This window comes from Nitrosospira multiformis, assembly GCF_900110185.1.
In the GTDB taxonomy this organism is placed as follows: Bacteria; Pseudomonadota; Gammaproteobacteria; order Burkholderiales; family Nitrosomonadaceae; genus Nitrosospira; species Nitrosospira multiformis_A.
Genome location: NZ_FOCT01000016.1, coordinates 19,371 through 32,456, shown reverse-complemented (window position 1 = coordinate 32,456; position 13,086 = coordinate 19,371). Strand labels below are relative to the sequence as shown.

The window sequence follows — 13,086 nt, the reverse complement described above, 5'->3', positions numbered from 1 at the left end:
GAGCATACGGAGAAATTCCGCAGCGGCATAGCCAAACTCCCACTTTTTCCCTTCATCCTCACGGACGGCAGGCAGTCCTGCTCCAGTCCCTCAAGATACTTCCCCAGGATTTCTTTACTGGCGACTCATTGGAGCCGGCTGAAATTCCGCTAAATAGTGATAACCTGGGGGCTACCGATACCCGCTAAAACTTGGTTGTTTGTCCTGTCAACTGCCGACCCGGCTTCCAGCCGTGATATGCTGAACAGGTTATCTGGAATATGAGCGTCACAAATAATTACCTGCGGGACGGGTCCACAATAATTTGTGAAGCGGTGAAGTTCAGATAAATAAGAAGCGAATGGATTTGGGCCTTCGATATCCAACTTCTCAAGGATACTTATGCAAAATTTCCTCCGAAATGATGATTTAGGCAAATTGATTCTGCGCCTGACTGTAGGAGTATTGATACTATTTCATGGGTTGCACAAAATACTTAACCCGGCATCCCTTGATTTCATCAGCAAGCAACTGATCGGCATCGATTTACCACCCGTACTGGCTTACGGAGTTTACCTCGGTGAAGTCGTCGCGGCGCTAATGGTGATCTTCGGTTTTTTCTCGCGTCTCGGCGGTTTGCTGATCTTCGGTAACATGATTTTTGCGCTTTTATTGGCCCACTCTGATCAGTTATTTACGTTCACCAACATGGGAGGCTGGGCGCTTGAATTGCAAGGGTTTTATTTATTTTCAGGTCTTACGATATTTTTCCTGGGTAGCGGAAGATGGGCCGTCCGGCAAGACTGACGAAGCCACCCGCGTCAATCTTCATTATGGTTACACATCAAAATAACAAAGGAATCTCTACTGATGGAGTCAACCGGTCTCCAACAATACAGATGGCATGAATACGCCGACCTGACCGCCCTCCAGGATGCAGCCGTGGCTGCTATCCTGGATAGCGCCGCCTCTGCCATTCAGGAGCGTGGACGCTTTAATCTCGTCCTTGCCGGGGGTGAATCGCCGCGCGAAATCTATCGGAGATTATGCAGTGCGCCAGCAGATTGGTCTCTCTGGCATATCTATTATGGAGACGAACGCTGCATGCCGCCCACTCAGGAAGAACTGAATTCCCATATGGCAGAAGAAGCATGGCTTAGCCATGTGCCCATTCCTCCGGCCCAGATTCATGCTATCCCCAATGGTCCCCGCGCAGATAAAGCTGCGGAAGCGTATGCACAAACACTGCGCGGTGTAGGTTATTTCGACTTGACGCTACTCGGACTCGGTTCCGATGGCCATACCGCAAGCCTGTTCCCGGGTAATGATTGGGGAATGGCGCCGGATTCGCCTGATACACTGGCAATATTCAATTCCCCCAAGCGTCCCCCACAGCGCGTGTCACTGAGTGCGGCGCGTTTAAATCGTTCACGAAGGATAATATTTCTGGTAAGCGGTGAATCAAAGCGTAATGCGGTAGCAAGATGGCGCGCTGGGGAGAATATACCGGCCAAGGCTATAATGGGGGAAAACGGTGTGGATATACTTGTGGAATCGACGTTACTGTTACCCTCGAAGGGGTGATGGGATTAAATCAATAAAAAGAAAAACAGAAAATGGAGGCAAAAAAAAGGAGTAGAAACTACTCCTTTTTGGATACAAACCTGAATCGACATAATTCTCCCCCGCGAGCCATACATTCATGTTGCTCAACCTTGCTGTCGGTAAAAGTCTCCATGAGTCCGCGGTCCAGATGACAAATTTCCATGTCTTTTGCCGCCATCTGGTGAAATACGCAATTATCCGCTTCAATCACCTTTTCGCCGTTTGGTAAGGTAGCACTTTTCGCGTTGTAGCCAAGCTGATCCATTACTTCTGTCAGCTTGTCAATTTTTTCCTCCTTTGTATTCAAATCCGGATATTGACCGCGTATCTGCTCTGCGATACCTGCACCGATTTCAGACAGGCGCTTACCCATGTTTTCAACGCCTTCTTCGCGCCGAACCGAGGCCAATACCAGTTGTGCCAGCCAAGAATACTGACGGGGAAAACTCTCCTTGCCAAGTTCGGTAAGAACGTAAAGCTGTTGAGGTCTTCCGCCTCCTGAGGGGCGCGTATTTCCAGCCGTTACCAGACCGGCACCCTCCAGAGAGGAAAGATGTTGCCGAACTGCATTTCTTGTAATCTCCAGACCTTTTGAAAGTTCATCCACGCTCAGACCTGGCCTGCTTCCACGCAAAAGCTTAAGTAACTGCTTCTGCCGTTCACCTATCGTATTTAGCATCTGATATACCCCCTTCCACCCCCGTCATATAAGAATTACCGGCTTCATTATAGACCACTGACAGCCTGCGCCTTGTCTTTAGACACTTTAAACATAAAATAGTTGACAAAATAGCTATAATTTCTTACAATTCTTTCACAAATAAAGAATAATCGGGGTTTGATCCGCCTTGATTCTACTTTCACCCAACCCTGCCCCCTGATTTTCAGGCAGAGTTGTCCTGAAATTGTGATTTATTCTACTCCACTGTTTTTTGTAATCTTTTCGCTATCTTTTGGCATTAACCGCTTTGATTTTAAAGGAAAGCGCAACATGAAAACAAGGAGAATTTTCGCGATTTTATCCTTCAGTTTACTGGCTGCATGTGCCCAAATGAGTCCGCATGAGGCTGTTCAGAACACGAATATTCGCAGAGCAGCGCAGAACGCCAGAACTCCCAGTGATCATGATGCGTTGAGCAAGTATTTTGAGAACGCAGCCAAGGAAATGCAAACCAAGGCTGACGAGCAAAAAAAATTACTCGAGCATTATGAAGAGAAGAGCTATCTCTATGGACGCCAGGCGCAGGATTTGAAGTCGCATACCGCTGCTCTCCTTCACAAATACGAAGCAAATGTGGATGAGAACATCAGAGCAGCTGCCATCCACCGGCAAATGGCGGTAGAGCAGGCGAAACGTGAATTTGCCACACGTGAAGGACGGGTTGTGAACGCAGAGAGTCGCACGCACCCCTCGAAGTAAGCAGAGCGCGCAGTAAAAATATCAGGAATCACCTTGCCACGGTCGTGAACCGTCTTTTTCAGTCTCTCCAGGCAGGGAAACGTGGCAAGCTCATGAAAAAATCCATATCGTGGTTAGGCCAGAGCTCGCACTTTTCCCTGCTCTCCAGCGCCTTTAACTTGCGGATGCTGGCCAGGGCCAGGGACGCGTTATCCTGCCAGCAGTATCCCGGCGCAATTTCCTCCACCAAATTCTCCCTCAGATCGGCAGCATCTCCACACAAGATAACCGGCGGTCCCTTTTGAAGCTCGATGAAGAGCGACATATGTCCAGCCGTGTGCCCAGGACTGCTAACCGCATGCACTCCCGGCGCGACGAGGTATTCGCCTGTCTTGATTTCCCACTGATTTGAGTTGGCCAACTCGTCGGCAAAGACGCTTCCGTCCGATCCAGTGCTCGCCGCGGCAAGCTCATCCGCCTGCACATGGATAGTGCAGCCTGGCAAATCATGGAGCCCCCCGATGTGATCGAAATGCAAATGGCCTATAAAAACGATGTCCACATCCCGTGGCCCGAAGCCCAGTTTCTCCAGATAACGGGGAATGCGCTGCCCTTCCTGCATGTTGGGCGGCTCAACCAGGGGACGCATGGGATCAAAATGACGTGCGCGCAAGATGGGATCTGAAATCTTGCGATAGTCGCAACCCGTATCATATAAGATGCGTCCGTTCGGCGTTTCGATCAAATAAGCAAGAATTGGTGCCGCGATAAATTCCCCATGCCCACGGTTACGAGTCGAAATGGTCTTTTCATAACGAATTGTTCCCGTCAGCAGCGGCCAGATTTTCATGATATGAGGCATATCGGTTCGCCGGTTCGGCATGTACGATCATCTCAGCTATGAGACGAAAGTAAATCGGCGCAAGCTAATAATCACCCTGCTGGGAAGACACCTCTTCCGAGTGGCCGGAACGATGTCCAATGCTGGATATCAGATGAGCGGAAAAATTCATGGCGAAAGGCACGAGCAGCATGGCTGCGAGGAGCACCAGAAGCACGACGTGACCGCCCATGCTGATTTCTCCCCGCGCCATTTTTCGGAAGAACCACACGACCAGTAGAAAGAAACCTGCCAGAGCGAGGATGGCGAGGATGCTGATCGTTACAAAGCTGCTATCCATCTATCACTGTCCCTTCAGCTCGCTCTGTCTGCACTTGATGAGCGCTATATTACTGCAATTTCCTGCAGTCACGAAAATAGCACTATTCCTCCTGCCGCACGGAGATTGTCAGCGGTACCGGCGGAATGACCCCTTCCTGAACTGGAGTTGGGTTTTGGCGCCATAATGCCGCGAGCACACTGCCCAATAGCGAATGCATAACCGCGGAAACCGCACCAACGACGGGTGCAAGCGGCAATAATGGAAAAGCCTGTTTGGCCAGCACGACGGCAAGTCCCGAGTTTTGCATCCCCACCTCGATGGCAATCGTGCGTGCGCTGTTACCGTAACAGCCAAACAAGCGGGCAAAGTAATAACCGAACAGGAAGCCAACCCCATGCAATAGCGCAGTCGCCAGGATAAGCTCTCCGCTATAGGCAAGAATAGCCTCTGCATTGGCGGCAAATATCACCGTACAGATAAAAACCACGCCTGCCACTGAAAGCAGCGGAGCAACAGGCAGAACCCGCATGACCAGGCGAGGCGCCCACCGGTTGAGCAGCACGCCCAGAAAGACAGGGATAATCACGACTTGAAAGGTCTGCTTGAACAACAACCAGGCATCGACCGGCACGAGAGCGCCCGCGAAAATCTGGGTCAGCAAGGGTGTGAGCACAACGGCTGCGAGCGTGGAGCAGATCGTCATGACGACTGAAAGCGCGACATCGGCGCCGGCGATGTAGCTGATCAGGTTTGAGGCGGTACCCCCCGGAGCGCATCCCACCAGGATAAGTCCCACCGCGAAATGAGGAGGCAGGCTCAACGCCTGGGCGACTATCCAGGCCGTCAAAGGCATGATGGAATACTGCGCGGCGAAGCCGATGGCTACCGCTCGCGGGCTCCGCCCGATGCGGCGAAAATCCTCTATGGATAGCGTGAGCCCCATGCCCAGCATAATGCAGGCAAGAACCGCCACCATCAGGGGACCCTGGTTGAACGAAGCCAGTGATTCCGGTGCATACAAGGCAAACAGCCCCGAGAGAATCATCCAGAGGGGGAACAGGAGGGTCAACTTCTGCAACATGGAGCTGGGTATCCGGTATAGCTGCTTATAGCTGCTATCAGTCGTTTCGCGAAAATAGAAGCGTATGATGCTGTGCGTGACGGCTGATCAGCCGGGTAGAACGAAGCCCCGCTTCCCCGGCCATTCTTCGCAGGGTGGAAAGGCATTCAGGATAATCATGATCGCGAACGTGCGCGCATGCTTCTTCCAGCTGCTCCGGCGGCACGCTCGTCCACTTTTCCCGCATGAAATTGAGATAACCGTCCAGAAAATCCTCCCGCGCCTCATTTTCTTCACGCACCACATCCACCAGTATCAGCCAGCCTTCTTTTGAGAGGCAGCGTCCCGCTGCCCGGAAAAACCGCGCCTTTTCATCCAGACTCAGATGATGAATGGCAAACCCGGAGAAAATAACATCCCACGTCTGATTCATGGACTCGATGGTCTGCAGGAGCTCTCCTTCGGTCAGGCTGGTTTCGCCTGGCAATCCTGCGAGGTATTCCCTCGCCTCCTTCAGCGCAGCCTCGGACAAATCCACGCCTTCGTATATCAAAGGAGGAGAGCGTTTCAGGCAAGGCGCAAGATAGCGGGCGTTGCCACAACCGAGATCCAGTAGGCGATACTCTCCCCGATCAGCACGCGACCTCAAAAGCTCCCCAACTCCGGCGTAGATCTCCCGGTGAAACATGTAGTTGTGCTCCGTGATCAGATCATAGAGCGACCAGGACCGGGTGAAGATGGCAACAGGTTCAGCGGATAGCATGAATCGGGAAGGCGTTCATTACGATGGTAAAATTTCGGCCGATTTTCACAATAGACGGGAGAATTCCTTTATTTTAACCTTTTGAAAATGCGTTGGCGACGACCAACTCATTGATAAGACAAGAGGGCTTTGCACCTGGCATGCTCATACGCCCGCGTTTTTTACTACAATATGGTGGGAACCTGCGGTAAAGCCACAATAGGGAGGCGAAAGGAGTCCTCCAGGGTATCCCATACCAAAATGCATGGAAGATCGATAGGGAATTTGGAGTCTCCCAAATAGAACAGAGAATACGAACGCCTAGATATGAGTGGCGAACACTACGGGTGCAAAGTCCGGGAGGCATCACTTTCTTGATTATGAGGAAATGGAATGAACATACCAGCGGGATTCGATAAAGAAGCTTTGCGATACGTAGCCGACGCTCTTGAGATGAAGTCAAAAACTGTTGAAGTGGACAATGCGACAGATTATCCATGCCATCCAGAGAGCGCCCCCGCGCAAGCGGCTCGCTTTATCCGGGCTGTAATTGCCGATGCCCCAGTGCCCCCTGCACATTCAATTGCACCCAAGCCATTCCACGTCGAGAGCCTTCCTGATCAGGAGGACCAGAGCATGGACTGGTGGCAAGATGCCATCAAAAATGCATTGGAGGCTGAGCACGAGCATTATCAGGAACGGAAGGAGAACGCTTCGACACTGCAAGCACAGAACAGCGAACGTGAAAACAATGAGCGTGAAAACAGCGGGCATGAAATGTGGCAGCTTGCAAGCGAGCGCGACAGCGCTACCGAATGGGCCGATAAACTGGCTCATGCGATAGCGGAACGTCTTGGTCTTGATATTGGCGAACTCAGCAATGCAAGCAATCCATGGCAGAAAGCGCTGGATTATTGCGAAACGCCAGCTCAAGAGATTGCTCCTCACGAGCACATGCTAAGACACGTTGCTTCTCATAATGAGTGGAATGCCAGTGATGCTGATGACAAACTCAGGAGAGCGGCCGAGGAAGTTGTTAACTTCCTGGATATGGACGTCAACGAGGAGCAGCTCGTAGATGGATTGAAGCTACTTGAAGGCGCTATTGAAAATCTCCGCGACGCATTGAAGGGGAAGTCCTGAGTCAGGGAAGTTCAGTGTTTTGCCCTTCTCCGCCATGCAACAGATTACTGCCATTGCCCTGATTCAAATTTTCATCAGATCTCATGGACAGCAAGTGAATCTGGATACTGAGCCCTTCATCCGATGCGTTTCTCGCTACGATTTTTCCACCATGTAGTCGAACAGCCCGCTCAGCGATGGCAAGCCCAAGCCCATGTCCACCTGTTGAGCGATCCCGGGCTTCTTCCAACCTGACGAAGGGTTGAAAAAGATGGGGCAGCATGTCTTTGGGTGCGCCAGGTCCGTGATCCCGAACCTGAACAACGATTCCATCACGACAGGTCGGGTCTGTCAGCATGCTTATTTCAACCGCCGTAGCGGGTTTTGTATATTTGATGGCATTGCGTACAACGTTTTCTATCGCACTGTGCAGAAGCCCGGGATTTGCCCATACGACCGCTGAGAAAGTATTCCTTAATTCTATCCGGCAGCCCATCGCTGATGCTTCGAATTGCGCATCCTCCACGAGTTCTTCAAGTAGTTCCCGTATGTCCACCTTTTCAGCATGAACGGAATCCACGCCTGCTTCCAGACGGGAGAGTTCGAGTAGACGCCCGAGGAGCTCATTCAAGCGTTCTATTTCCGTCTCCATGCGGTTCAATTCCTTTTCAGCCTGCCCGCCTGACCGCTGCCGCGCAAGCTCCAGCGCAGCCTGTAACCTTGCGAGAGGGGAACGAAGCTCATGTGAGGCGTCGCTCAGCAATTGCCGCTGCGCGCCAAATACCCTCTCGAGTCGCTCGGTCATCTTGTCAAATGCACTTGCCAGTTCCCCGATCTCGTCACGCCGTCCAGCCATGGAGGGAACGACGCGCTGTGCCAGATCGCCGTTTGCAATATGCTGCGCAGCATACCGTAAACGTTCGAGCGGAAAAGTGAGGTAGCGACTAAGCAGCAGGCAGATCAACGCGCTTAGCAGCGCGGCGATCGCTACGGGAAGCGCAATCACTCGCGGGCGCTGCAATATCCTGCGCAAGGTGATGCTTTGGAAGTCGGGAACCATGTAATAAAGACTTCCATCTGCAAGGCGTATGGGCTGATGGTGCGGATATCCTCTCCTGTTCAGACGATTGGGGTGTTGTCGCCTCCGCTCCAGCCTTGATGCGATATCAGGAGGAATTTCCCGATCGAGCAGATCGCGACCTGTCTCATCGATCAGGAAAATAGGAATTGCTTCACTCCGATCCAGGTAGTCGAGCCATTCCTTGAGGCCCTCAACACCCTTCTCCCTTGCGGCCGTCCGTCCCTGATCAAAATATCCCGATAGACGCTCTCGCATATTCCCGGCATCCTGCTGTACCCGGTTATGTTCAAGATAAGTGGAAGCAGCAAACAGAAGCAGCGCAGTGAAAATGATCAGCGTGAACCAGAAAGACAGGAATATTTTCCAGAAGAGCCTGTGCATGTCAGTTTCGTGAATAAATATAACCGACACCGCGGACCGTCTTGATGCGCTCCTGCCCATCGGGCATTGGCCCCAATTTTTTACGAAGACTGCTTACATGCACATCTAGGCTGCGGTCATAGCGGCTCAATTTCCGGCCAAGCGCGCGCTCGGACAAATCCGCCTTCGATACGACATTGCCGGCTTCCCGCAACAACACATCCAGCAAGCTGAATTCAGTGCTCGTCACAAATACGGGATTGTTGCCGCAGGTAACAGTACGTGAACCTGTATGCATAACGAGATCGTCCAATATGATCTTATCAGGCTCACCACTTCCATTGCGCCGATCACCTTGTATCTCTGCTCTTCTTAAAATTGCGCGAATCCGTGCCACCATTACACGGGGATTGGATGGCTTCGCCAGATAGTCATCTGCCCCGAGCTCAAGACCGACAATACTGTCGATGTCGTTCCCTCTCGCCGTCAGCATCAATACGGGAAGCAGAGATTGCATGCGCAGCTCACGTAATACATCGAAACCGTTCTGGTGCGGCATCATCACATCAAGTATCAACAGGTCATACCGGTTCACCGATATCTTGTTCAAGGTCGTGAGGCCGTCATAAGCCACATCGACGTCGAAGCCCTCGTCAGTGAAGTAATCCACCAGCATCCCACTCAATTCAATATCGTCATCCGCCAGTAATATCCGCGCCATCATTTCCCCAGGTCAGAATTTTGCAGGTTTCCAGATGCGGTGCATTTGCCTGCTACCGATATTGCCAAATCAAAGCAATCAAATATAGAAATTTATGGTTTTACATAACTTTACATTCCCATAACCCTAATTGACATTGCCTGGCCTTATTCTTTTCCAAGCCGTGCACATTCACGGTGGCATTCGCAAACATCACCATCAAGAGGAGTTGGCTAAATGAAAACAATCATGAAACTTTCATTGATCAGCGGGTTATTAGCAAGTGGCATTGTTTTGGCTGATCCACATTCTGATGCTTATCAGAAATATGCATCATCAGGCTACCATCACAGTGCAGACTCTCGCTCCGAGGGGCAAGGTATGGAAGGTAAAAAGGCATTCTGGGACAAAATGGCCGATCGCCTCCAGCTTACTTCGGAGCAACGCGCATCGATTGAAGCGATTATGGAAAAATCAAAACCGCAAACAGCAGCCATAAGGGAGAAAATACGAACAAATCGAAGGGAATTACGGGAACTGGCAAGAAACCCCCAAATTGACGATAGCCGCGTACAACAATTGGCGCGTGAACGAGGAAATCTGGTAACCGAATTGGTAACGGAGCGCACGAGAACGCGCCATGCCATTAACCAGATATTAACTGATGCCCAACAAGAACAGATGAAACAAATGCGTGAGAAGAACAGGCATCATGGTAAGGGCTGAAGCATAAACGGAAGCTTCATCTGCAACGACGGAGGCATGCAGGTCTATATCAATTAGCTCGATATTCATGAAGTCTTGACGGCCAGGCACCAGAACTGCTTGGCCGCCCCAACCCCAGTCCCCATATGGGGAAGAGTTGTAACAGAGCAGTGGCCGTATCAAAGTCACAGCGCAAGTCAAAGCGCTTATTCCTGCACAGCACACGTTGGAACACGGCCCATATCCAGCTCGATCACGTTCCTTGAAATGCTTCTGACCACGCTTGTTACTGCACGCTGCACGCCCTCTACAACACCTTCGACACCTGTGGCAACGGGCTCCGTAATCACCGCATAACAGGCGGCGCTACGAGCATCGGTAGGACGCGTAATCGTCCAACTGAATCTTGCCTTTACGCTGTCATCGATTATTGCATCGAACTGGCTAAGTTCAATTGCGATCCTGTAGACGATTTGATCGGGAGTACGGCCCCTGTGTGCCTTGTTTACGGCCCCGGTCCAGCCAGCGATACCAGAGGCGAACGCATCTCGCAGTTCATAGTTGAAGGGTGAAGACCAGCGATCTTGTTCAAGGATGAAAAGCTGTGTTTCAGGACCAGAATCTCCGTACCGTACAACCAATTGCGGGCGCGCAAGCCGTTCTGGAACATTGACTGGCAATATGTCAATGAAAATCGGGGTGGACAGATCTCGTGGCCGGGCCTTCATCTCGGGAGGCTCCGACAGCGTATAAAACCGCGTCTCCGGAACCGATACGCAGCCAGCGATCAATGATGCTGCTATCATAAAAAATGCGCTTCGCCCCAGGGCCGTCATTGTTTGTCTTCCCGCTTGCCCCGAATTATCGATTCAGGATGACGCTCCAGATAATCCGTCACAACTCTGAGTGAAATCGCCGCGCGCGACAATTCCTGCAATGTCTGACGTAAGTCCTGCTGCAGAGGCGCCTCTTCGGACAATGTCTGCCCCGCAGCATTTAGAGTCTCATGCACGTCCTTCATTGCCATGGCTATTTCGGGTGCCACATTGTTATTCAATTTCTCCGTCAGTTGCCCGGCGCTGTTCAGCGTCCTTTGGAGGCTTTTTAATGACTCCTGTAATTCGCTGCCAATTTGATCGAAAGGTACCTTGTTCAACTTTCGCGCTATCTCGGAAATCTGCGTTTGAGTTTCCTCTGCCGTATTGGGAATGGTGGGTATTGCCAACAGCGCCTGGGAAGCAGTTACATCGGCTTTACGCTTTGAAACATCTCCTTTTTTTGTGACGACGCCAGGAAAGAAATCGAAGGCCACATAAAGTTGTCCGGTAAGGAGATCAGCGCTTCGCAACTGCGCGCGCAAGCCGCGATCGATCATGAACTGCAAACGCTGTTGGGCTGTATATGTTGGTTCTTTTCGAAACTGTGCGTATCTCCGGCCCAGACGCTCCGGATAAACCTGAACCAGGACTGGCATAGTGAATTCGCGCAGCTTGGGGTCATAATCAATGCCTATCGATTTAACCTGTCCCAATACCAGTCCCCGGAAACTCACTTCTGCACCCGGTCTTAGACCACGGAGGGATTGTTTGAAATTAAGCAATATTATTTGCGCCTCGCCATCCGGCTCCTTTAATGCTTCAGTCTGATTCTCAGCCAGGATAAAGGCCGTGTCCTCTTTGGCGAGAGTGCCGGGATTGTCATCAGGGGATTGGAAGGAAAGACCGCCAAACAGAACAGTATCCATTGATTGCGACCTGATCTTTAACCCATCGGCATTAAGCTGCACATCGAAGCCGCTGGCGTGCCAGAAGCGGGTATTGATACCCACGAATCTGTCATAGGGCGAGTTAATGAATATCCGCATGATAATGCCTTTGCCATTTTCATCCAGATCATATGCGGTCACTTGCCCTACTTTGATCCCATGGAAATAGACAGGCGAACCTATATCCACCGAGCCGATATCGGCCGCATGTAAAAAATACTGCTTTCCGGAAGCACCGCGGGTAACTATTGGCGGCGTCTCAAGTCCCATAAATTTGTTTGCCTGCTCGGCGGAAATGCCCTCATCCGCTCCGATGTAGGTGCCTGATACCAGGGTCGCAAGCCCGGACACCTGCAAACCTGAGATACGTGGACGCACGACCCAGAAACGGCTGTCGGCTGCGGTGAAACTTTGGGCTTCCTTCTTCAATCGCACGGTTACCGAAACGTGAGTGCGATCTTCGCTGAGCGCGATTGACTGAACGGTGCCGATCTCGACTTCTTTGTACTTGACCTTGGTTTTGCCTGCCTCGAGTCCTTCGCCGGAGAGAAATGTAATGGTGATCGCAGGACCGCGCTGAATCCAGGCCTGAGCCAGAAGCGAAATTCCAATAACCGCGGCAAGTATCGGAACCAGCCAGATTAACGAGGAGAGCCAGTTTCGCTGGCCCACCTTCTTTGGCAAAGGAACGCCCTGTGCGGGATCATTTGCCTCATCTTGATTCATGTGATCTTCCGGGATCATGTTCAGTCACATCCCACATCAAACGAGGATCAAAGCTGATCGAAGCAAGCATGGTCAGTACCACCACTGCGGCAAAGGCAGCGATACCCTCCCCCGGGTGCACCGTGGCAAAGCCTTTGATCTGTATGAGCCCGGTCATCAGCGTTACTACAAAAACATCCAGCATCGACCAACGGCCAATTACCGCGATAACGCGATAAAGTTTCGCTCGTAGCAAGAGGTGCCGCTTACTGTGGTCTTGTACCGCGATCAATAGCTGAGTAAGGACCGCCAGCTTGAATAAAGGCACGAGAAAGCTGGCAGTAAAAACAATAAGCGCCAATCCCCAGGAACCGGAATTCCAGAAATAAATGATGCCACTCATGATCGTGTCTTGCTGTTCCTTTCCGAGGAAAGGAACAGTGATCATGACCGGTAATATATTGGCCGGGACATACATTATGTAGGCGGCGATCACTAAAGCCCAGGTGCGGCGGAGACTGTCAGGTTTACGCAGGTGCAATCCTGCACCGCAGCGGCCGCAGCGGTCATGAGCCTTTACATCTTCCCATAAGGTCGCACAATGAGGACATGACACCATGCCCAGCTTCGCCGCAGTCTTTACGGACACTCCGCTCTCCGGCGGCTGGCTGGCTGGTTGAACGGTTCTATTTGCTGGCAC

General features: G+C 51.5%; 15 protein-coding genes. 5 read left to right on the top strand and 10 right to left on the bottom strand.

From position 1 onward, the window contains the following. Window positions 1-381 precede the first annotated feature (381 nt). Complete coding sequence (locus BMY01_RS14635) at window positions 382-786, top strand: DoxX family protein (RefSeq protein ID WP_074748855.1); 405 nt, start codon at window positions 382-384, stop codon at window positions 784-786. A 63-nt stretch (window positions 787-849) separates the two neighbouring features. Beyond that, the gene (gene pgl / locus BMY01_RS14630; protein ID WP_074748853.1) at window positions 850-1,563 is read left to right on the top strand and encodes a 6-phosphogluconolactonase; all 714 of its coding nucleotides are present in this window, start codon (window positions 850-852) and stop codon (window positions 1,561-1,563) included. Between the two features lie 58 nt (window positions 1,564-1,621). Here the strand turns inward: pgl and BMY01_RS14625 are convergent, their stop codons facing one another. Further along, on the bottom strand, window positions 1,622-2,263 hold the full coding sequence (locus BMY01_RS14625) for a helix-turn-helix transcriptional regulator (RefSeq protein WP_011380956.1): 642 nt from the start codon (window positions 2,261-2,263) through the stop codon (window positions 1,622-1,624). Between the two features lie 312 nt (window positions 2,264-2,575). Between BMY01_RS14625 and BMY01_RS14620 the strand changes: the two genes are divergently transcribed. Continuing rightward, complete coding sequence (locus BMY01_RS14620) at window positions 2,576-3,004, top strand: hypothetical protein (protein ID WP_074748895.1); 429 nt, start codon at window positions 2,576-2,578, stop codon at window positions 3,002-3,004. Window positions 3,005-3,062: 58 nt separating this feature from the next. Here BMY01_RS14620 and BMY01_RS14615 read toward each other — a convergent pair whose 3' ends face one another. From BMY01_RS14615 to BMY01_RS14600, 4 genes are all read right to left on the bottom strand, one after another. After that, window positions 3,063-3,845 (bottom strand): N-acyl homoserine lactonase family protein, encoded by a 783-nt coding sequence (locus tag BMY01_RS14615; RefSeq protein WP_074748894.1) that lies wholly within the window; start codon window positions 3,843-3,845, stop codon window positions 3,063-3,065. Between the two features lie 64 nt (window positions 3,846-3,909). Then, complete coding sequence (locus tag BMY01_RS14610; protein ID WP_074748851.1) at window positions 3,910-4,164, bottom strand: hypothetical protein; 255 nt, start codon at window positions 4,162-4,164, stop codon at window positions 3,910-3,912. 82 nt (window positions 4,165-4,246) lie between these two features. Beyond that, window positions 4,247-5,227 carry a bile acid:sodium symporter family protein gene (locus BMY01_RS14605; protein ID WP_081353961.1) on the bottom strand — a complete coding sequence of 327 codons (981 nt, stop codon included), beginning with the start codon at window positions 5,225-5,227 and terminating at the stop codon, window positions 4,247-4,249. A gap of 37 nt (window positions 5,228-5,264) precedes the next feature. Then, the gene (locus BMY01_RS14600; RefSeq protein ID WP_074748849.1) at window positions 5,265-5,969 is read right to left on the bottom strand and encodes a class I SAM-dependent methyltransferase; all 705 of its coding nucleotides are present in this window, start codon (window positions 5,967-5,969) and stop codon (window positions 5,265-5,267) included. Window positions 5,970-6,341: 372 nt separating this feature from the next. Here BMY01_RS14600 and BMY01_RS14595 point away from each other — a divergent pair, with 372 nt between their 5' ends. Then, window positions 6,342-7,091: a hypothetical protein gene (locus BMY01_RS14595; protein ID WP_074748847.1), complete on the top strand. Its 750-nt coding sequence runs from the start codon at window positions 6,342-6,344 to the stop codon at window positions 7,089-7,091. Window position 7,092: 1 nt separating this feature from the next. On the opposite strand, the gene BMY01_RS14590 is transcribed toward BMY01_RS14595, so the two are convergent. Together BMY01_RS14590 and BMY01_RS14585 are read right to left on the bottom strand one after the other, a co-directional pair. Beyond that, entirely contained in the window at window positions 7,093-8,532 is a 1,440-nt protein-coding gene (locus BMY01_RS14590) for an ATP-binding protein (RefSeq protein ID WP_081353960.1), read from the bottom strand. Window position 8,533: 1 nt separating this feature from the next. After that, window positions 8,534-9,232 (bottom strand): response regulator, encoded by a 699-nt coding sequence (locus BMY01_RS14585; protein ID WP_074748893.1) that lies wholly within the window; start codon window positions 9,230-9,232, stop codon window positions 8,534-8,536. Window positions 9,233-9,448: 216 nt separating this feature from the next. On the opposite strand from BMY01_RS14585, the gene BMY01_RS14580 reads away from it, so the two are divergent. Further along, a complete protein-coding gene (locus tag BMY01_RS14580) occupies window positions 9,449-9,937 on the top strand; it encodes a Spy/CpxP family protein refolding chaperone (RefSeq protein ID WP_074748845.1) in 489 nt (162 codons plus the stop codon). A gap of 185 nt (window positions 9,938-10,122) precedes the next feature. Here BMY01_RS14580 and BMY01_RS14575 read toward each other — a convergent pair whose 3' ends face one another. Genes BMY01_RS14575 through BMY01_RS14565 form a run of 3 tightly spaced genes read right to left on the bottom strand, consistent with a single transcriptional unit; the run spans window position 10,123 to window position 13,086 of the window. Beyond that, on the bottom strand, window positions 10,123-10,722 hold the full coding sequence (locus BMY01_RS14575) for a PqiC family protein (RefSeq protein WP_217638682.1): 600 nt from the start codon (window positions 10,720-10,722) through the stop codon (window positions 10,123-10,125). Window positions 10,723-10,748: 26 nt separating this feature from the next. Beyond that, window positions 10,749-12,407: a PqiB family protein gene (locus BMY01_RS14570; RefSeq protein ID WP_074748841.1), complete on the bottom strand. Its 1,659-nt coding sequence runs from the start codon at window positions 12,405-12,407 to the stop codon at window positions 10,749-10,751. Next, entirely contained in the window at window positions 12,394-13,086 is a 693-nt protein-coding gene (locus BMY01_RS14565) for a paraquat-inducible protein A (RefSeq protein WP_074748839.1), read from the bottom strand. Before BMY01_RS14565 ends, BMY01_RS14570 begins: the two co-directional genes overlap by 14 nt.